The sequence below is a fragment of the Frankia sp. CcI156 genome (assembly GCF_001983015.1).
Classification (GTDB): domain Bacteria; phylum Actinomycetota; class Actinomycetes; order Frankiales; family Frankiaceae; genus Frankia; species Frankia casuarinae.
This window is the reverse complement of record NZ_MOMD01000023.1, coordinates 71,486-91,395: the sequence shown is the minus strand read 5'-3', so window position 1 is coordinate 91,395 and position 19,910 is coordinate 71,486. Positions and strand designations below refer to the sequence as shown.

The window sequence follows — 19,910 nt, the reverse complement described above, 5'->3', positions numbered from 1 at the left end:
AGGACGGCACTATCGAGTCCAGGTTTATCATGTCTTGGACCACTGGAGGGAGTGCGCTCTAGGGTGCGCTCGTGGCTGTGACAACCCCGGCGCGGTCGGCGTCCCCTGCGCCCACCCCGCGGCCCCCGCGATCTTCGTCCGTCCTGCGCAACCTGTGGCGGTCAACCATCGGCAAAAAGACCGTGATGGCCGTCACCGGGCTGCTGATGCTCCTGTTCCTGATCGCTCACATGCTCGGGAACCTGAAGATTTTCTTTGGCCGCGACGACTTCGACCACTACGCCGGCTGGCTCCGGACGATCGGCGAGCCGGTCCTGCACGATACGTGGTACCTATGGATCMAACGCGTCGTGCTGGTGCTGGCCGTGGGCCTGCACACGGTGTCCGCGTACCAGCTCAGCCGGCGTGACCTGCGGGCCCGGCCGACAAAGTACGTCCACCGCCAACGAGCCCGGGCCAGTTATGCCACGCATGTGATGCGCTACGGTGGAATCACCCTCGCGTTGTTCATCGTGTACCACATCCTCGATTTCAYGACGCTGACCCTCAACCGACACGGGGTCGAAGGTGCCGCCTACGACAACGTCGTGTCGAGTTTCAGCGTGTGGTGGGTCACGCTCATCTACATCGCCGCCATGATCTCCCTCGGGCTCCACATCCAGCACGGCTTCTGGAGTGCGGCCCAGACCCTCGGTGTCAACAACCCGAAACGGGACCGAGTTTTCAAGGCCACCGCCAATGTCCTCGCGGTTCTCCTCACGGTGGGATTCGTGATCGTCCCGGTGTCGGTTCTCGCCGGCCTGGTGGATTGACGGCACGGCACTGGACCGATGGGTCACTGCACCGATGGGTCACTGCACTGGTGGATTGAACAGCCGACGGCTCCGCGGCCGACCTTGCGTGGCGCGGTGCCGGAAGCATGGGAAGGGCTGACATGTCGTTTTACAACCTCGGTGCCGACATCGCCGACACCGCGGCGCCGGACGTGCCGWTCGAGCAACGCTGGGACAAGCGACGCTTCACCGCCAAGCTGGTCAACCCGGCCAACCGGCGCCGCCACACCGTGATCGTCGTCGGCACGGGGCTCGCCGGTGGCGCCGCCGGCGCCACCCTCGCCGAGCAGGGCTACCGGGTCATCCAGTTCTGCTACCAGGACTCGCCGCGCCGGGCGCACTCCATCGCCGCGCAGGGCGGCATCAACGCGGCGAAGAACTACCGCAACGACGGCGACTCGGTCCACCGGCTGTTCTACGACACGGTGAAGGGTGGCGACTTCCGCTCCCGGGAGTCCAACGTCTACCGTCTCGCGCAGACGTCCACCCAGATCATCGACCAGTGCGTGGCGCAGGGTGTGCCCTTCGCCCGGGAGTACGGCGGCCTGCTCGACACCCGCTCGTTCGGCGGCGTGCAGGTCTCGCGGACCTTCTACGCCCGGGGCCAGACGGGTCAGCAGCTGCTGATCGGCGCCTACCAGGCGCTGTCCCGGCAGATCGATGCCGGCGGCGTGGAGATACACCCGCGCACCGAGATGCTCGACCTGATCGTCATCGACGGGCACGCCCGCGGCATCGTCGCCCGCGACCTGGTCACTGGCCAGGTCTCCACCTACCTCGCCGACGCCGTCGTGCTCGCCACCGGCGGGTACGGCAACGTGTTCTACCTGTCGACGAACGCCAAGAACTCCAATGCCAGCGCGATCTGGCGGGCGCACCGGCGCGGGGCGTACTTCGCCAACCCGTGCTACACCCAGATCCACCCGACCTGCATCCCCCGCTCCGGCGACTACCAGGGCAAGCTCACGCTGATGAGCGAGTCGCTGCGCAACGACGGCCGCATCTGGGTGCCGAAGAAGGCGGGCGACACCCGCTCGCCCGACACCATCCCGGAGAACGAGCGCGACTACTACCTCGAGCGGATCTACCCGGGATTCRGCAACCTGGTCCCCCGTGACATCGCGTCGCGGGCGGCGAAGTACCAGTGCGACGCCGGTCGCGGCGTGGGTCCGGGCGGGCTCGGCGTCTACCTCGACTTCGCCGACRCCATCAAGCGGATGGGCGAGGACAAGGTYCGCGAGAAGTACGGCAACCTGTTCGAGATGTACGAGCGGATCACCGCCGAGGACCCCTACAAGGTGCCGATGCGGATCTACCCGGCCGTCCACTACACCATGGGTGGGCTGTGGGTGGGCTACGATCTACAGAGCAGTATTCCGGGGCTCTTCGTGATCGGGGAGGCGAACTTCTCCGACCACGGCGCCAACCGTCTCGGCGCGAGCGCGCTGATGCAGGGTCTCGCCGACGGCTACTTCGTGCTGCCGCCCATGCTGGGTGACTACATCGCCTCGACGAAGCTGGGCGCGGTCGACGCGAGCCATCCCGCGGTCGCGGAGACGGCGGYCGAGGCGACGGGCCGGCTGACCCGCCTGCTCGCCGTGAAYGGTGACCGCACCGTCGACTCGTTCCACCGTGAGCTCGGCGAGATCATGTGGGACGAGTGCGGGATGGCGCGCAGCGAGGACGGCCTGCGCAAGGCGCTGGGGCGCCTTCCGGAGCTGCGCGAGGAGTTCTGGCGCCAGGTCAAGGTGCCGGGCGACGCGGGTAGTGTCAACCAGAGCCTGGAGCGGGCGAACCGGGTGTCGGACTTCCTCGAACTCGGCGAGCTGATGTGTGTCGACGCCCTGCACCGCGAGGAGTCCTGCGGAGGGCACTTCCGGGTCGAGAGCCAGACCCCGGACGGCGAGGCCCTTCGCGACGACGACCGGTTCGCCTACGTCGGAGCCTGGGAGTTCGCCGGCACGGAAACCCCGCCGGTGCTGCACCGCGAGGTTCTGGAGTTCGAGCACGTCCACCTCGCCCAGCGTAACTACGCGTGAGGCGGTACCGGTCAATGGATCACGACTGTACGAGGAGCCGACCGTGAAGCTCACCCTTCGGATCTGGCGCCAGGCCGGACCGGACGAACCGGGCCGCATGGTCACCTACGRGGTGCCCGACGCGAACCCGGACATGTCCTTCCTCGAACTGCTCGACGTGCTCAACGAGCGGCTGACCCTGCGGGGCGAGGAGCCGGTCAGCTTCGACCACGACTGCCGCGAGGGCATCTGCGGCGCCTGCGGAGTGGTCATCAACGGCCAGGCCCACGGCCCCCGGGAACGGACCACCACCTGCCAGCTGCATGTGCGGGAGTTCTCCGACGGGGACGTCATCGACGTCGAGCCGTGGCGCTCGGTCGCGTTCGGCGTCGTCCGCGACCTGATGGTGGACCGCTCCGGCCTCGACCGGATCAYCCAGGCCGGCGGCTACATCAGCGCCCCGACGGGCAGCGCCCCCGAGGCGCACTCCACCCCGGTGCCCAAGGCCGTCGCGGACACCGCGTTCGACAACGCCACCTGCATCGGCTGCGGCGCCTGTGTCGCGGCCTGCCCCAACGGCTCGGCCATGCTGTTCACCTCGGCGAAGGTCGTGCACCTCAACAGCCTGCCCCAGGGCGCCCCGGAGCGGGCGAGCCGCACGCTCAACCTGGTCGAGGCCATGGACGCCGAGGGCTTCGGCGGGTGCACCAACACCGGGGAGTGCACCGTCGCCTGCCCGAAGGGCATCCCACTGGACAGCATCGCCACGCTCAACCGCGAGGTCCTGCGGGCCTCGATCGGCCTCCGGTAGATCCGGTAGGCATCCCCCGACCTGAAGATCGGCGCTTTCCGTCCATAGGTGTCCACCCGACGTCCGTAGGTTTGACTGGACGAATGGCTGTACGCGCAGCACGGGTGGAAGATCACTGAAAATCTTGCGGGTCCGGGTTCTGGTGTGGTGGTCGACGCCAGTGTTGGGATCATGCAGGGTGAGTGGGTGGGCGAGCCGGTCGGGCCGGATGCGTGGGAGACCTGCCGGGAGTTGATCCCGGCAGGCAGTGTGTTCGCGTTCCTGGCGGAGCACCGGGAGGTGCTGTTCCCGGCGGGGATGTTCACCGACATGTACCCGTCGTCGAACGGGCGGYCGAGTATGCCACCGCAGGTGCTGGCGGCCACGGTGGTGCCGCGGAGCCTGCACGGGTTGTCGGAGTCGAGACGGTGCGGGCGTTGCGCTGTGATCTGCGGTGGAAGGCCGCGGGCGGGCTGGGGCTGCTCGACGCCGCCGCCACGGTCACCTGCCCGGCCGGACACACCACCCCTCTGGGGCGTCCCCAGGCCCACGGTCACCGCCAGGACCAGTTCAGGACCCTGTGCCGCACCTGCCCGCGTGACCGTTGCGCCACCTCCCAAACCGGGCGAACCCTCACCATCCACCCCAAACACGCCCTGCTGGCCGCCGCCCGCCACGAGGCCACCGACCCGGCCTGGCCGGACGAGTACCGCCGCTGGCGCCCCCGGTCGAACGCGGGATCGCCTGGCTGACAGCCCACGGCAACCGCCGGGTGCCCTACCGCGGCGTGGCCCGCAACGACAGCTGGCTCCACCACCGCGCGGYCGCTCCCAACCTCCGCCGGCTGGTCAACCTCGGGCTCACCCGCACCAGCGACAACAGCTGGATCCCGACCACAGCAGCCGCGGAACAAGATTTCCCGTGATCTTCTAGACGAAATCATGCGGGCCGTGTGCGTCGACGTCGAGACCGAACTGGTCGAGTTCAACGGCGAGCGCGACCACGTCCATCTTCTGGTCAACTTCCCGCCGAATCATTTGACAGGGCACTGACATGACACTCGACTGGTTCTCGACCGATACTCCTGTACGTCTCGGGTTGGGGGTGCATGATGGCCTGTCCGCTTGTGTGACTGACAAGCAGAACATCGACTTCGTCTGGGTGAGCAGTTTCTGTGTGTCCGCCGTGCTGGGCCTTCCCGATCTCGGACTAGTGGATTCCTCCGAGATGRCCAGTGTGGTACGGACCGTGGTGAGGGCGACGCGTTATCCGGTGGTTGTGGACATGGATTCCGGGTACGGGGGGCCCGCGCAAGGTAGACCTGGCGGCGCGGACAATCTCCCAGGCCGGCGCGAGCGCGGTGTGCATCGAGGACAACACGCTGGACAAGCGGTCGAGCCTGTACCCCGGTGAGCGGGACCTGGCCAGCGTGGAAGAACAGGAGAAACGCCTCCGCGCCACGCGCCGCGGGCTGGAGCCCAGCTGTTTCTTGATCACCCGAACCGGAGCGTTGGTGGCCGGGCACGGCGTGGCCGAGGCCTTGAACCGCGCGAACCGCTATGTGGATGCCGGCGCGGACGCGGTGTTTGTGCAAGCCACGCGACCCGACAGGGCGCCGAGGGGCGGTGTCCTGACCGGCGAGCACAAGGGGCACAACATGATTCACAATGCGCTGCGCCGTCGGTGAACGAGGGAACGGGCTGCTCAAGGGCACCTTCAGCGTCCTGCGCAACGTCACGATCGACCCCTGGAAGATTGGATCCGTCGTGAAGGCCTGCCTCGTGCTGCTCCACATGGAACACCAGCGCACCACCTAGAGATCAACCCGCTCCCATGGCATTGTCGCTACGGAACGCGACGAAAGGTTGGGTGATGTCCCCGAGCTCGGCGAGGAACACCGCGGCCTGGGTCCGGCCGATTCCGTGCCCGGTGAGCAGGGCCTGGTGGCCCCGGTCGCGGGCGAGGCTGCCGGTGAGGGGACTCGACGACGGACTATAAGTCGGAAGGCCGGTGAGGTGGTGCTGTAGACAGCGGATCCGGCGTCGCGGGAGGATAATGGCGGCGGTGGGAAATCACCCGATTGAGGCGGACGTGACGGAATCGACGGACACGACCCGACTGGCCGGGAACGCCGCGGGGCTGAGCGCGCCGCACGGGTCACGCCCGCGGCCGGGGYACGCCGTTCCCGACCAGGTCGCGGTGATCGGCGGCGGGATGGTCGGGCTGTGCGTGGCGTGGTTCCTCCAGGACCGCGGCAGGCGGGTGACGGTCTTCGACCGCGACCACCTCACCGCCGGACCCACCTGGGCCGGGGCCGGATCCTCCTGGGGCAATGCCGGCTGGCTCACCCCGGGGCTCGCGACGCCCCTGCCGGAGCCCGCGGTCCTGCGCTACGGGCTGCGGGTGCTCCTGCGCCCGGACTCACCGGTGTACGTGCCGCCGGTCGCCGATCTGGGGCTCGCCCGTTTCATCGCCGGATTCGTCCGGCACAGCACGACCGCGCGGTGGCGAACCGCCATGCGCGCGCTGGTGCCGTTGACCCGCGCTGCTCTCGGTGCCTTTGACGAGCTCGCGGCGGGCGGCGTGACTGCGCCGACCCGCGCCGCCGCCCCGTTCCTGGCCGGCTATCGCGACCGGTCCGGCCTCGACGCCCTCCTGACGGAGCTCGCCGAGATCCGGGCGACCGGCCAGCCCGTCGATGCCGAGGTGCTGGACCCGGTGGCCGCCCGCGACCTCGAACCTCTGCTGTCCGAGCAGGTCCGGTACGTCGTATCCGTGCAGGGGCAGCGGTTCTGCGATCCCGGCCGCTTCGTCGCAGCCCTCGCCGACAGCGTCCGGGAACGCGGCGGCCTCGTGCACGAGGCGATGGCCATCGACGAGGTGCGCGAGGCAGGTGGCCGGGTGGAGTTGCTCGGACCAGGGGGGCCCGCTGGGCCTTACGACGCGGCAGTGATCGCCACCGGCGCCTGGCTTCCCCGGCTGGCCCGTCCGTTCGGGGTCCGCCTTCCCGTCCAGGCCGGTCGCGGATACAGCTTCCTGGTCGCGACCGAACAGCCRCCGAGCGGTCCGATCTACTTCCCCGCCTCCCGGGTGGCCTGCACGCCCCTGAGGGACGGCCTGCGGGTCGCCGGCATGATGGAGTTCCGCCATCCGGACGCGGCGGCCGACCCGCGGCGCATCCGGGCGGTGGTCGAGGCGACCCGCGGCCTGCTGCGCGGGGTGGACCTGGACACCCGCGCCGCCGAATGGGTGGGACCACGCCCGTGCACCCCGGACGGTCTGCCGCTGATCGGCCCGACCATCTCGCCGCGGGTCTTCATCGCCGGCGGGCACGGCATGTGGGGCATCACCCTCGGCCCGGTCACCGGCCGCCTCCTCGCCGACGCCATCGCCACCGGTGCGCCCGCGGCCGAGCTGTCCCCGTTCGATCCGCTGCGTTGAGGACGAAGCGGATCAGGCCCCGATGCGGGCGACTCGATGCGGGCGAAGGTCAAGAACTCTCTGTAGTCAGAGTAGTCAGTTCTGGGTTTGGGACGACCCTTGGGATGACCAGGGAGGGACGACCGGTAGCCCCTGCACCTCCAGGCGCTCCGCGACGGGCAACGGCTGTGGACGCACGGTGAGTGCCGGGCCGCCTACCGGCTCCCGGACCTTGATTTCCAGGGTCCGGGTCTGGCCGCGATCGACGGTGAGATAGGTGGAGAGCACGGGATGCCCGGACTCGGAACCGCCGGCGAGGCCGATGGGCACACCGTCGAGCCGGGCAGCGACGAGCCAGCTGCCTCGGCCCGTGTACACCGAGAGCCAGAGATTGTTCTGCGCCCGGAGATTCCCAGCGGCATCCTTGAGATCCTGCCGGTGGCGCACATAGGCCGGCAGCCCGCCGGGGGCGGCGTTGGTGAGCCGGATCGTGATCGTCGCCAGGCCGGCGCCGTTCGGCTGCCGCTGCATGCGGTAGGTGGTCTGCCGCCGTAGCCAGTAGTCCAGCTTGCTCGCCGTCGCGTTCTGGGTGACGACCCCGAGAAACGGCCCAGGCGCGTCCGGCAGCGCACCACCCAGCGCCGTGGACGAAAGAATCCGCTGCTCCTCGGCGTGGTTGCTGGATATTTCCAGCCGACCCTCGCGAGCGGCCCGTCCCAGCGCGGTCACCAGCTTCGTCGTGTCGCCGGCTCCCGACTCCACGGCCGCATAGACGGCCTGACCGACCTGGGCGAAGAAGCGGTCGCGGGCGGCCGCGTCCATGATCTCGCCATAGACGCGCGACTCGACGAGATCGACCAGGTGCCCCGCGGCCACCGACGTGCCGTCGGGGAGCACCGCGGGCCGGCTCGCGGCGAGAAGATACGACAACGTCGTGGGGTCGAGGCTGATCGTGCCGTCGACGTCGAGGCCCGTGCCGGCCCGGTAGAACGCGCTGTAGAGCCTGCCGGCCATCGGATAGTCGGGGGTCAGGTTGATATTCGCCCAGATACGGTCGGGCCAGAAGGCGCCGTAACGGGCCGCGAACGGGACCGGCAGCCCCGTCGCCGGTCGCTGCTGGGTGGGGCCTCCCGGCAGAGCACCGTTGCCCGAGATGCCGTCGATGGACAGCCGCCCGTGCTCCGCGGTCAGCAGGCCGAACCCACCGATGATCCCCCCGTTGGCGCGGGACTCGGCCGGGTTCTGGACGATCAGCAGGTAGCGACGGACACCGCCCCCGCCGAGCATCTCGGGACCGACCCGGGCGGCCAGAACAACGGTGTCCAGCGCACCGGCCAGGCGCCGGCTCCGATCGATCATCTCGGCGCGGGCGTCGGCGATGYCGCTGACCCGCCCGGCCCATCCGCAGTCCGGTACGTTCTCCGCCGCCGCCCGCAACGCGGAGAGGGCGTTGAAGGATCGCTCGGCCGGGCGGCGGACCGCGGCGAGCGCCCGGACATTGATCGTCATACGCTGGCGCAGCACCCGCGGATCGAGGGAGGGACCCAGGTCGGCCACGGCCGGCAGGCTGGTGCCGGCGGCCGCGTCCACCTCTCGGATCAGCGTCGCCGCCGAGCRCATCGGGCAGCCAGCGACGGGCAGCCGCCCGAACGCCGACCACACCGGATCCGAGGTCAGGGCCCGCGCAGCGGTGGCCCGCCGCCGGATCTGCTCGATCTGCGATCGCAGCTCGGCCTCGCGGGGAAAGTCTCCGCTCAGAACCTGCCGCTGCAGGACGGCGATCCGCTGCCTGGCCTCGTCGAGACGGGACTTGGCCAGCACTCCGCGCACGACCACCCAGGCGGTCATCGCCACCAGCACAACGAGGGCCGTCGCGACCCCGGCGGCCAGCCGGCGGTACCGGGCTCGGCGACCACGGTGACGCCGGCGACCACGGCCGACGCGGTGCTGCCCCGCCCTGGCCTCAGCACCTCCACCCATGTCCCGCCCACCCACGTCCCGCCCACCCACGTCCCGCCCACCCACGGGCGCCCGCGTGAGCAGGTCCGGAACCCGGTCCAGGTCCGGAACCGGATCCAGGACCACCGGATCCAGGCCCGGAGCGGACCCGGTTCTCTCCCCCGGTGGCGAATCCGTCATGGGGAGGACGGCGGCCGGGTCGCGCCGTTGTCATCCGGCGTCGTCCCGCCAGCCGGGTCCGTACCGCGCGGTGTCCTTCCACCGACGGAGATGATCTCCTCGGCCGATCCGCGTGCCGCCGGCACCCTGACGTGCGGTCCGCCGCTCGGGACAGTCGTGGCGCTCGGGACAGTCGTGGCGCTCGGGACAGTCGTGGCGCCGTCGGGCAGCGGGTCCCGCGCCGAGCTCGACTCGTCGCCACCGTCGGCTATCCCGAGACGCGCCGTGGCGGCGGGAACCGGCGTCACGGCCGAAGCCGGAGAAGCAGGAGCCGGAGAAGAAGGAGCCGGTGACGGCAGCGACGGAGGCGAGGTGACCGGCCAAGCAGGCCGGACCCCGGAATCRGGCGCCGGGATCTCCAGGGTTCGGGGCGAGGAGGTCCTGGCGTGCCGGCCGCGTGACACGTAACCGTCGCCCGGGCCGTAGTCGTAGGCGTCGGGTCCCTTGACCGGCACCATGTTCAGCACGGTGCCGATCATCCGGGCGTCGACCGCCCGCAGCGCCTCGACGGCCCGCCGGAGGTGCTCGCGGCGGGTCCGCCCGGCCCGCGTCACCAGCAGAACCCCCTCGACCCGGGTGGCGAGCACGGCCGCGTCAGTCACCGGTAGCAGGGGCGGGGCGTCGACCAGGAGGATGTCGAAGCGGGCGGACAGCAGGTTGATGAGTCCGGCCATGCCCTTGGAGCCGAGCAGCTCGCTGGGATTCGGMGGGATGGGGCCGCTGGCGAGGACCTCTACGCGCCCCTCCCCGACCCGACCCTCCCCCCAGGGCTGCAGGACGTCGTCGAGGTCCGCGGCGCCGATGAGGACCGAGGTGAGCCCGGCGGCGGACTCGACCCCGAGGTACTCGCCGAACGACGGCCGTCGCAGGTCCCCCTCGATCAGGCAGACCCGCGCACCGCCCYGCGCCAGGGTGATCGCGAGGTTGCAGGCCACGGTGGTCTTGCCCTCGCCGGGGACCGCACTGCTCACCAGGATCGATCGAGGTCCGGTGTCCACCTCGACGAACTGCAGGTTGGTCCGCAGCTGGCGGAACGCCTCCGCCCGGGCCGAGCGGGGCTTGGCGTTGATGATGAGGGGATGCCGGTCGGCGGCACCGTCGTAGCCGATGACGGCGAGGTTGGGCAGCTCGGTCGTCTCACGGGCGTCGTCCTCACTGGACACGCTCGTGTCGAGGCGGTATCGGACGATCCCGGCGGCGCTGCCGACGATCAGCCCGAGCAGCGCTCCGAGCGCGAGGTTGCGGATCGGCTGGGGCGAGACGGGCGAGACGGGCAGCTTCGCGTGTTCCCAGACAGTCACCCGCACGGAGGGTGGTTCGTCGGCCGACGGCGTCTCGATCTTCGCAATGGTGGTGGAGAACGTCTCACCGACAGCATCTGCGATGATCATGGCTCGTCTCGGGTCGGAATCGCGCACGACGGCCTGGAGCAGCACGGTGTCCGGGACGGCGTGCGCGCTGATCTGGGCCCGCAGGGCCTCCGGAGTCGCGTGCAGGTGCAGGCGTGCGATCACGGCCGTCGCCACCCGCTCGCTGGCCACCAGGTCGGCATAGGACTTGACGCGTTGCTGGGAGAGCAGGCCTCCCTGGTAGRCCGAGGCGGCTCCGGCGCCCCTGTCCGGCGAGGAGACGACCATCGTCACCGAGGCGGYGTACTCTTTCGTCGTTCGCCAGGTCGCCATGGCGGCCAGCAGCCCGCCGAGGACCACGCCGGCGATCATGATCGTCCAGCTTCGGCGCAGAACACGGACGTAGTCGCGCAGCTCCACCCGTCGACCACCCTCCCAGGACCTAGGTCCCGACCACTCACCGTCATCGAAGACCGACTCAACATACTCGATGAGTAGTCATTCTTTTACTCTTAGACACGCTTACTCTATGGCCTCATGTGGAGACGTAGAGTAGACGGAGTGGGTCATGGTCGGTGGACAGCGCACATCGCACGGCGCGTCTCCCGGCTCAACCTCCGTCAGCGGGTCGGCCTGCAGATCACTCTGGACAGTGYGGCGCTGGTCCTGGGCCTCATCTCGGCCCAGATCGGCCGCCTGGACTTCACGCTCGGCGCGCTGAGCGATCTCGGCTTCTGGGTCATCTGCACGCTCGCCGTCTGCGTGCTCCACTTCCTGGGCACCGCCCTGCACCTCTACCTGGGGCGCTACCGCTTCGGCGGCTTCGAGGAGGTCCTCGGCCTGCTCGTGTCGGTCCTGCTCACGGTCGTCAGCGTGGCCGTCGTCATCGCCGCGTTCGGCTCCCCGAGACCCGTCCCGCTGAGCGTGCCGCCACTGGGCGGCGCGGTGGCCCTGGTCGTGATGTTCGGCATCCGCTACCTCTGGCGGCTGACCGAGGAACACCTCCGTCGGCCGAGCAGGGAGCACGCCGAACCGCTCCTCGTGTTCGGCGCCGGTGACGGGGCTGAACGGGTACTGGCGGCCATGCTGCDCACCCGGAACAGTCCTTACTACCCGGTCGCGCTGCTCGACGACGACCCGAGCACACACAACCTCCAGCTACTCGGGGTCCGGGTACGTGGTGGCCGGGAGCGAATCGGCGCCGTCGCCGAGTCGACCGGGGCCAGGACCCTGCTCGTGGCGATCCCCAGCGCTGACGGCCCACTGCTGCGGGAGATCAGCGCAATCGCCGAGGGCGCCGGGCTGACCGTGAAGGTGCTTCCCCGCGTCGCGGACCTGATCGACGGGCGGGTCGGCGTCGGGGACATCCGCGACCTCGACCTCGCCGACCTCCTCGGCCGGCGGCAGATCCGCACCGACATGTCCGCCGCCGCGAGCTACCTCGCGGGCCGACGGGTGCTCGTGACGGGGGCGGGCGGATCGATCGGTTCGGAGCTGTGCCGTCAGATCTCCGGCTACGGGCCGGCCGAACTGATCATGCTGGACCGGGACGAGTCGGCACTGCGCGCGGTGCAGCTGTCGATCTCCGGCCGGGCGATGCTCGACGACGACGCCATCGTGCTGGGCGACATCCGCGACATCGACCTGATGACCACGCTGTTCACGGAGCGCCGGYCCGAGGTCGTCTTCCACGCCGCCGCGCTCAAACACCTCCCGCTGCTCGAACGCTTCCCCGGCGAGTCGGTGAAGACCAACGTCTGGGGCACTCTGACGATCCTGGAGACGGCCGTGGCCTGCGGCGTCGACCGGCTGGTCAACATCTCCACGGACAAGGCGGCGAACCCGACGAGCGCCCTCGGCTACTCGAAGCGGATCACCGAGCGGCTCACCGCGTGCCTCGCCCGCCGGGCCCGCGGAACGCTGGTCAGCGTCCGGTTCGGCAACGTCCTGGGCAGCAACGGCTCCGTCCTGACCGTCTTCGCCGGCCAGCTGGCCGCCGGCGGGCCGATCACCGTCACCCACCCCGAGGTCACCCGGTACTTCATGACCATCCACGAGGCGGTGCAACTGGTCCTGCAGGCCGGGGCGCTGGGATCACCCGGCGAGGCCCTCGTGCTCGACATGGGCGAGCCGGTGCGCATCGCGGACGTGGCCGCCCGGCTCGTGGCTCGGGAGAACCGGCCGATCGAGATCGTCTACACCGGGCTCGGCCCCGGCGAGAAGCTCCATGAGGAGCTCCTCGGTGCGGGCGAGGACGACCATCGACCACACCACCCGCTGATCTCGCACGTGGACGTGCCCGCCCTGGACCCGACCCACGCCCTCGCCCTCGATCCCTGGGCCCCGCCGGAGGAGGTGCTGGCCGAACTCGCGGCCCTCGCCGGCGCGGACGCCGCGGCGGACGAGGTCCCGGCAGGCGCGGACCGACCCGGGGACGGGGGCGCGACCGCAGGCGGACCCCTGGCCGCCGCGGACGTGACCGGGCGGATTCCCGTCCAGCCCACGGCGTCCAACCATCAACCGCATCCGGCCCGGTGACGTTTGGGATCATCGGGTCCTGGCGGGCGACCACACATCCGGCGCAGCCTTGAGCCGTCGCCAGATCAGCGGCGGCCGGGCAGTCCTCATCATTCCTCCGGTGGAAGCAACTGGGCCAGATCCAGTCCGCGGAGGCCAGACAGATCTGGGCCTGGATTGTCATCGGTCGAGGCCGTCGACCGCACGGGACCGGATCGCGGCGAGGATCTGATCCCAGATCGTGGCGGGCAGGCGGATCTCCCGAAGGCCCAGATAGCCGTAGCGCAGGTCAACGTGACCGTCCGCGTGGCGGACCAGGCCGCCGGCTTTAGCCGGCGGAGGAGTCACGGCCGTCGGAGCCGCTGATGCAGGAACTCGGCCGCCGGGTTGCCGCCGTCTGAGCCCGCGCCGAGTGGTTACAGATCCGGTACGTCTGGTTCCGTCCAGACCGTGCCAAGGCTAGCCTCCCAGCATGGTCTGGAACAAGCGCGGGAACACCGGTGGCGGCGCCTCGTCCGGCAGCGGGGGCACGAAGCGTGGCGGGTCGGGAAGGACTCCGCTCAACGACGGCGAAAGATCAACAACCCTCACCTGCCCCCGCTGCCAGGGCGAGGGGCAGATCGGCAACCCGGCCGCGGAAAAGGATGAAGACGGYACGTTCACCGGCCGTGACCTGATCAAGTGCCCCCGCTGCGGCGGCAGTGGGACGGTGAAATCCAAATGAGTGAGCCGGTGCCGTTCATCCRCATCCGGTGCAACGCGTGCCGCCGACGGGTGAGTCGGGAGATGGAGAACGCGCGTAAGGGTGGTGCGGGCCTGCCGAGGCTGGAGCGTGATCTCGGACCGTGCCCTCACTACCGAACGGTGTGGCGGGAGGGGATGGGTCCGGGGACGGAGCCGCCGCCGGACCCATCGACGCCGGAGGAACGTCGCCAGGGCCCAGTCTGACCCCGGGCACGCCAAACGACGGCCCAGGCACCCGCGAGGGACGGCCAAGACATCTTGGTGGTGCGGGAGTGCCTGGACGGCCGAGAGTTTGTCGGATGCCGGCGGATGATCCGCCATCCAGGCTCAATCCCGGTCACCGTGGACGGCGGACGCGGGCAGCATCGCGTCCGGCGGCCMGGCGGCTGGCGGCCCGGCGCGGTCCGCCCCCAGCCGGTCGGCGTACCAGGTCACGGTTGCCRCCAACGCGGTGGTGAGATCCGCCCCGGTCACGTCCGGGAACAGCGAACGCATCGTCGTCGTGTCCGCCTGGGAGTCCCAGATCTCCCCGGGCCGGGGCGCGGCGTGCTCGACGACCAGCCGCCGGCCGAGAATCTCCTCCAGCCGGGCGATCAGGGTGAGCAGATCGGTACGGGTCCCGGACCCGATGTCGACCGGGTGTGGATGGGTCAGCCGGCGGCACACCGCATCGCACAGCATCCCGGTGACCAGCTCGACAGGGATGAAATCGCGCGTCTGCCGGCCGTCCCCGCGCACCGTCAGCGGCCGGCCGGYCAACGCGGCCTCGATGAAGGTCGGCACCACGGCCGCGTACGCGTGCCCGGCGGACTGGTACGGGCCGAACACGTCGAACAGCCTGACCGTGAGCACCGGCAGACCGAAACTGGCCTGGTAGGACAGCGCATATCCCTCGGCGGCGAGCTTCGAGGCCGCGAAGGGACTGCGCGGAAGGCACGGGGTGCCCGCCGAGGGCGACAGCGGACCCGCGCCAGCGGCGGCCGACCGATCGCCAGCGGCCGACCGGTCACCATAAACCGATGAGGAGGATACGACGACGACGTGCGTCTCGGCCCGGTGGGCGACGCCGAGCACCGTCAGGGTGCCGGTCGCGTTCACCGCGTGGGTGGCCATCGGGTCGAGCAACGACCGTTCGACCGACGGCCGGGCAGCCAGATGCACGATGCTCGACGCCCCGGTGCACGCCTGTTCGACGAGCGTCCGGTCGGTCACGCTGCCGACGACGAGCTCGGCCGGCAGCCCCGCGAGATTCGACAGCGCCCCGGTACTGAGATCGTCGATCACGACGACCTCCGTGCCTGCCGCGAGGAGCGCTCTGGTCAGGTGGGCCCCGATGAAGCCGGCCCCACCCGTCACGACTACCTTCACCATTCATCACCCTTCGAGATCACGATGATACAGATAGTAGTATGATCGGTCGCCTACACCGGCCATCTCTTCACGAAGAGCGACACCACGCCAGCCAGGATGGCTCATCCAACTACTCTGAGTGTCAGATTGAACTCGCCTAGATCGGGGTCTACGGTCGCCGCGTGCCCGCTCACCTGCGCTCGCTGGTCATCGTGGGCGCGGGAGGGCACGGCCGGGAGCTGCTCGATCTGGTGGAGGCGGTCAACGCGGCCACCGAGGGTCCCCGYTACGACATCCTCGGCTTCGTCGATGACGACCGTGTGGACCCGGATCCACTCGCCCGGCGCGGAGCCGTGCTCCTCGGTGGACTCGACCTACTCGATCGACTTGACGCCGACTACCTGATCGGCTTCGCCGACGCGGCCACCCGGTCCCGCGTCGACCGGTACGCCAGCGCCCGCGGCCGACGACCGGCGACCCTCGTCCACCCCCGGGCCAGCGTCGGAGGTGACGTGAAGCTCGGGCCGGGTACCGTCGTCTGTGCTCTCGCCAGCATCACCACCAACGTCGAAACTGGTCGGCACGTAGTGGTGAACATCGGCGCCAGCGTGGCGCACGACTGCCGCCTGGGTGACTACGTCACGGTCGCGCCGGGGGCCCGGCTCTCCGGTGCGGTGGCCGTCGGCGCGCGGGCGTGGATCGGCGCGCAGGCGAGCATCGTCGGCCTGCGCAGCATCGGCGACGGGGCGGTTGTGGGAGCTGGGTCCGTCGTCACCGACGACATCCGGGCCGCGCAGGTCGTCGCCGGGGTGCCCGCCCGGCCGATCCACGTCGCACCCGAGCACGTCGCACCCGAGCACGTCGCACCCGACCAGCCGCAACCCGAGTCGGGTGGGGCACGCACGACGGCGAGGCTCGCCAAACCTCCGCCCAGTCAGCGGGGCGCCCCACCGTGCGGCTGATCCGGCTGCGCCCCTGACCCAGCTGCGTCCAACGGGCCCAGCGGCACCGTCTCGGGCTCTACGATCAGCGTGTGGAGCGATGGTTCAACATGTCGGGTTGCGACAACGCGCGAGATCTGGGTGGGCTGCCCACCCTGGACGGTGCAACCACCCGATGGGGGGTATTCCTGCGCACCGACTCCGTCCAGGCCCTGACAGACGGTGACGTGCTCACGCTGCGGGAGACATTCGGGCTACGCATKGTCATCGACCTACGGGCCAAGGAGGAGGCGGAGCGGGAGGGCCGCGGGCCGCTCSCCTACGAACCGGTCACTTACYACAATCTGTCCTTTCTCCCCGGTGAATGGGTGATGCCGGACGATCCGCGCTACCCTGCCATCGTCAAGGACCGCGACTCAGCCGACCGGATCGAGCACTACCTGGACTACCTGCGCCTGGCCGGGGACTCGGTGGCCAGGGCGCTGCGCCTGCTGGCCCAGCCGACGGCGGGCCCGGCCCTGTTCCACTGCGCGGCGGGAAAGGACCGTACCGGYGTGCTCGCGGCCCTGCTCCTCAGTCTCGTCGGCGTGCACCCCGAGGCGATCGTCGCCGACTACGTCCAGACGAACGAGCGCATCGACCGGGTCAACGCCCGCCTGGCCGACCGACCGTCCTATARCCACTCGGTGACCTTGCTCACCTCGGGCCACCTGGCTTGCCGGCCCGAGGTCATGCGGGGCTTCCTGGCCGGTGTCGACGCCGGTTGGGGCGGTCCCGCGGCCTGGGCTCGGCACGCCGGYCTCACCGAGACCGACCTGCGGTCACTGCGCACGGCCCTGGTTGGATAGCTTCGCGTTGACGAAGGCCCCCGGGACATGGCATGACGACGTGGGCAACGAGACATCCCCGATCCCGGGGACGGACAATGTGYGGATGATCAATGGGGTGCCCGCACGTTCTACCCTGGCCGCGTTCATCGTCATCACCCTGATGAGCGGCTGCGGCGTACTGCGGTACCCCCACGTCGACGTGCCCGACGACCTGGTCCCGGTCTTCCGGTCCGCGGCGGCGACCTACGGTGTCCTGACCGCCGCGCAGCTCGCGGCGCAGGCCCGGGTGGAGAGCAAGTTCGACGCGCAGGCGGTCTCGCGCGCCGGCGCCCGGGGCATCATGCAGTTCCTCCCCACCACCTGGGCCGAGTTCGGGATCGACGGTAACCACGACGGGATCACCGACCCACTCGACCCGCTCGACGCCATCCCGTCCGCGGCCTTCTACGAGGCCCGGCTCGCCCAGGAGGTCGGGTATCTACCCGGTGACCGGGTCTCGCTGATCCTCGCCGCTTACAACGCCGGCCCGGCCGCCGTGCGAACCGCCGGGGGCATCCCCGACTTCCAGGAGACCAGGGCCTACGTGACAAAGGTCCACGACTGGGCGGCCACCTACTCCGACCGGCTCTGATGTCCGGCGACCGGCAGACGCCCGGCGACCGGCAGAGTCGTGGCGATGGCTCACAGGACCCGAAGTGCCTCGCCGGCCACGGCAACCTCGTCCCCCGGCGCGAGCTGCCGGCCCCGCCGGGTCTCGACCTCCCCGTTGACCCGCACCATCCCGCCCGCGAGCAGCTCCTTCACCTCGGATCCGGCCTCGACCACATCCGCGAGCTTGAGGAACTGCCCCAGCCGTATCCCGTCTCCACGAATGCTCACCTCGCGCATACCCGCAGCATCCCGCATCGCCTCCGCTCCCGCCCCACTCCCACTCCCACTCCCACTCCCACGCCTACGACTCCTGCTCCTGCTCCTGCTCCTGTGGCCTTTCCCGCCTCGACACCATCCCCCGTTCGGTGAATTCCACGCCCGGKACCAGGCCCGACCGACCGGGGCATCCCGACCGATCAGGATCGGGCCCCCATCCGCACCACCCGTCGGAGCCACATGACAGGACCGGCAATATGACGGGACCGGCAATACACAGGGGTGCGGGACGGCTGAGGCATGCTGACGGACGTGGCAGCCTCTTCCTCGGATTCCTCCTCGGACACAGTGACTGGGACAGCCCGCCTTGAACCGGGGGCGCCCCCCGTCCCGACACCGGCAGGCGAGATCGAGCCGAGCCCCGAAACCGAGCCGAGCCCCGAAACCGAGCCGAGCCCCGAAACCGAGCCGAGCCCCGAAACCGAGCCGAGCCCCGAAACCGGGCCGGTGCCGGAGCAATCCGTCGACTACCCGGAGCCGCGTATCCCCGATCTGGGCAACCCGTGGTCGGCCGGCGGGGCCAGCCCCAGACCCGCCGGCGACCAGGCCCGACCCACATCGACCGGGAGCACATCCGGCGGAGAAAGCACCAGCGAGGTGATCCGCCGGGTGGAACGGTCGAGCGGGATGCTCGCATCCCGGGCGGCGGCCCGGATGGCGGAGGCGCTGCCCTGGTTCCCGGCCATGTCGGCGAGTCACCGCGCCGGAATTCAGCTCGTGGTRCAGGCCGGCATCTCGTCGTTCGTGGAGTGGTGCCGGCGGCCCGAACACGMCCGGGATCTGTCCGAGGACGTCTTCCGGGTCGCCCCGCGGGAACTCGTCCGCGCCGTGACCTTCCGCCGACTCGTCGATCTGGTCCGGGTCGCGGTGGAGGCGATCGAGGCCGAGGTGCCGAACCTGGCCGGCCCGGAGCACGAACAACGGCTGCTCGCCGATGTCCTGCGTTACTCCCGTGACATCGCGTTCGCCGGCGCGGTCGTCTACGCCCGCGCCGCTGAGGAACGCGGTGCCTGGGACGCCCGGCTGGAGGCGCTGGTCGTCGACCACGTGGTCCGGGGCGAGGTCGACCGGGCGCTGCCGTCACGGGCGGCCGCGGTGGGCTGGCGTAACCCGCCGTCCGTCACCGTCATCGTCGGCACGGCCGGGAGCAACTCGCCGGAGGTGGTGGTCGATGAGGTGCACCGGCTCGCCCGCATGGCCCAACTGGAGGTTCTCGCCGGGGTCCACCACGATCGCCTGGTGATGGTGGTCGGCGGGAATTTCACTGCCGGCAGGGACGGCATCGGCCGTCCCGAGATGACCCTCCAGCCGGAGAACAGCGTCGAACCTCCCGCCACCGCGGGTACCCGTCCGGCCGGCGGCACCGCGCCGGTGAACACTGTCCTGGACGCGRCCCGGGCACTGCTTCCCGCCTGCGGGCCGGGCCCGGTGGTGGTCGGCCCGGTGGTCGGTGACCTGACCGGGGCACCGCACGCGGCGCGGGTCGCCCTCGCCGCCACGGACKTGGTCGCCGCCTGGCCAGCCGCACCCCGGCCGGTCATGGCCCGCGCTCTGCTCCCGGAACTCGCCCTCGCGGGGAACGTCGACGCCCGGCGGGCGCTCATCGACGAGGTGTACGCCCCGCTGCGCGACGCCGGTACCCCACTACTGGAGACCACCGGGGCCTATCTCGACTTCGGCTCGTCGCTGGAGGCGACGGCCCGGGCGCTGTATCTCCACACCAACACGGTCCGCTACCGACTCCGTAAGGCCGCCGAGGTGTGCGGGCTGGATCCGGCGGACCACCGCGAACGCTTCATCCTGCATATTGCGCTCGTTCTGGGACGCCTCGACGGTGTGTTACCTACAGGCAAAACATGATCATTCAAGTCGTCCCACGACCCTCTCACCCCCGCGCGAGAATGGTCACATCGAACTACTTTGCAGGTCCGTCATGCCATTCCAGGCCGATGTCGGCGTCGCGCAGTAACGTCCGATCCAAACAGATCGGTTTGTAGGACACCTACAACAGCC

At 70.2% G+C, this 19,910-nt stretch carries 16 protein-coding genes and 3 pseudogenes; 14 read left to right on the top strand and 5 right to left on the bottom strand.

Annotated elements, in window-relative coordinates:
- The first annotated feature begins 71 nt into the window (after window positions 1-71).
- From CcI156_RS10970 to CcI156_RS10935, 9 genes and pseudogenes are all read left to right on the top strand, one after another.
- Complete coding sequence (locus tag CcI156_RS10970) at window positions 72-812, top strand: succinate dehydrogenase cytochrome b subunit (protein ID WP_083718434.1); 741 nt, start codon at window positions 72-74, stop codon at window positions 810-812.
- 122 nt (window positions 813-934) lie between these two features.
- On the top strand, window positions 935-2,872 hold the full coding sequence (locus tag CcI156_RS10965) for a fumarate reductase/succinate dehydrogenase flavoprotein subunit (protein WP_076805520.1): 1,938 nt from the start codon (window positions 935-937) through the stop codon (window positions 2,870-2,872).
- 43 nt (window positions 2,873-2,915) lie between these two features.
- Window positions 2,916-3,662: a succinate dehydrogenase/fumarate reductase iron-sulfur subunit gene (locus CcI156_RS10960; protein WP_076805519.1), complete on the top strand. Its 747-nt coding sequence runs from the start codon at window positions 2,916-2,918 to the stop codon at window positions 3,660-3,662.
- 416 nt (window positions 3,663-4,078) lie between these two features.
- Window positions 4,079-4,393, top strand: coding sequence for a transposase (locus tag CcI156_RS27715; RefSeq protein WP_051875055.1), 315 nt, complete (start codon window positions 4,079-4,081; stop codon window positions 4,391-4,393).
- Window positions 4,394-4,570: 177 nt separating this feature from the next.
- Window positions 4,571-4,675, top strand: a pseudogene (locus tag CcI156_RS10950) (transposase); the annotation flags it as partial.
- A 19-nt stretch (window positions 4,676-4,694) separates the two neighbouring features.
- Entirely contained in the window at window positions 4,695-5,054 is a 360-nt protein-coding gene (locus CcI156_RS27710; protein WP_076805518.1) for an isocitrate lyase/phosphoenolpyruvate mutase family protein, read from the top strand.
- A pseudogene (locus CcI156_RS27390) lies at window positions 4,960-5,229 on the top strand (isocitrate lyase/phosphoenolpyruvate mutase family protein); the annotation flags it as partial. The gene CcI156_RS27710 and the pseudogene CcI156_RS27390, both read left to right, overlap by 95 nt.
- 21 nt (window positions 5,230-5,250) lie before the next feature.
- Window positions 5,251-5,458, top strand: a pseudogene (locus tag CcI156_RS24030) (transposase family protein); the annotation flags it as partial.
- Between the two features lie 247 nt (window positions 5,459-5,705).
- Window positions 5,706-7,082, top strand: coding sequence for an FAD-binding oxidoreductase (locus CcI156_RS10935; RefSeq protein ID WP_076805543.1), 1,377 nt, complete (start codon window positions 5,706-5,708; stop codon window positions 7,080-7,082).
- Between the two features lie 75 nt (window positions 7,083-7,157).
- Here CcI156_RS10935 and CcI156_RS10930 read toward each other — a convergent pair whose 3' ends face one another.
- Window positions 7,158-9,041, bottom strand: a complete 1,884-nt coding sequence (locus tag CcI156_RS10930) for a DUF4012 domain-containing protein (protein ID WP_371681797.1) — start codon at window positions 9,039-9,041, stop codon at window positions 7,158-7,160.
- Between the two features lie 155 nt (window positions 9,042-9,196).
- Window positions 9,197-11,008: a polysaccharide biosynthesis tyrosine autokinase gene (locus CcI156_RS10925; RefSeq protein WP_076805516.1), complete on the bottom strand. Its 1,812-nt coding sequence runs from the start codon at window positions 11,006-11,008 to the stop codon at window positions 9,197-9,199.
- A gap of 117 nt (window positions 11,009-11,125) precedes the next feature.
- Here CcI156_RS10925 and CcI156_RS10920 point away from each other — a divergent pair, with 117 nt between their 5' ends.
- Window positions 11,126-13,126 (top strand): nucleoside-diphosphate sugar epimerase/dehydratase, encoded by a 2,001-nt coding sequence (locus tag CcI156_RS10920; RefSeq protein ID WP_076805515.1) that lies wholly within the window; start codon window positions 11,126-11,128, stop codon window positions 13,124-13,126.
- A gap of 159 nt (window positions 13,127-13,285) precedes the next feature.
- Here CcI156_RS10920 and CcI156_RS25600 read toward each other — a convergent pair whose 3' ends face one another.
- Both CcI156_RS25600 and CcI156_RS10910 read right to left on the bottom strand, forming a co-directional pair.
- Window positions 13,286-13,453, bottom strand: a complete 168-nt coding sequence (locus CcI156_RS25600; RefSeq protein ID WP_023840357.1) for a hypothetical protein — start codon at window positions 13,451-13,453, stop codon at window positions 13,286-13,288.
- A gap of 723 nt (window positions 13,454-14,176) precedes the next feature.
- Window positions 14,177-15,220 (bottom strand): NAD-dependent epimerase/dehydratase family protein, encoded by a 1,044-nt coding sequence (locus CcI156_RS10910; protein ID WP_076805514.1) that lies wholly within the window; start codon window positions 15,218-15,220, stop codon window positions 14,177-14,179.
- 161 nt (window positions 15,221-15,381) lie between these two features.
- On the opposite strand from CcI156_RS10910, the gene CcI156_RS10905 reads away from it, so the two are divergent.
- The 3 genes from CcI156_RS10905 to CcI156_RS10895 all read left to right on the top strand — a co-directional run bounded on the left by CcI156_RS10905 (window position 15,382) and on the right by CcI156_RS10895 (window position 17,601).
- On the top strand, window positions 15,382-16,161 hold the full coding sequence (locus tag CcI156_RS10905) for a NeuD/PglB/VioB family sugar acetyltransferase (RefSeq protein WP_023840358.1): 780 nt from the start codon (window positions 15,382-15,384) through the stop codon (window positions 16,159-16,161).
- 71 nt (window positions 16,162-16,232) lie between these two features.
- On the top strand, window positions 16,233-16,988 hold the full coding sequence (locus tag CcI156_RS10900) for a tyrosine-protein phosphatase (protein ID WP_076805513.1): 756 nt from the start codon (window positions 16,233-16,235) through the stop codon (window positions 16,986-16,988).
- An 85-nt stretch (window positions 16,989-17,073) separates the two neighbouring features.
- Window positions 17,074-17,601 carry a lytic transglycosylase domain-containing protein gene (locus CcI156_RS10895; protein ID WP_011437856.1) on the top strand — a complete coding sequence of 176 codons (528 nt, stop codon included), beginning with the start codon at window positions 17,074-17,076 and terminating at the stop codon, window positions 17,599-17,601.
- A 50-nt stretch (window positions 17,602-17,651) separates the two neighbouring features.
- Here the strand turns inward: CcI156_RS10895 and CcI156_RS10890 are convergent, their stop codons facing one another.
- Entirely contained in the window at window positions 17,652-17,858 is a 207-nt protein-coding gene (locus tag CcI156_RS10890) for an RNA-binding S4 domain-containing protein (protein WP_173645788.1), read from the bottom strand.
- A 279-nt stretch (window positions 17,859-18,137) separates the two neighbouring features.
- On the opposite strand from CcI156_RS10890, the gene CcI156_RS10885 reads away from it, so the two are divergent.
- Window positions 18,138-19,757, top strand: coding sequence for a CdaR family transcriptional regulator (locus CcI156_RS10885; protein ID WP_083718432.1), 1,620 nt, complete (start codon window positions 18,138-18,140; stop codon window positions 19,755-19,757).
- Window positions 19,758-19,910 lie beyond the last annotated feature (153 nt).

Coding starts and splice junctions, on each gene's coding strand:
- CcI156_RS10895 (WP_011437856.1), top strand. CDS start 17,074: ATGATCAATGGGGTGCCCGCACGTTCTACCCTGGCCGCGTTCATCGTC.
- CcI156_RS10890 (WP_173645788.1), bottom strand. CDS start 17,858: ATGCGCGAGGTGAGCATTCGTGGAGACGGGATACGGCTGGGGCAGTTC.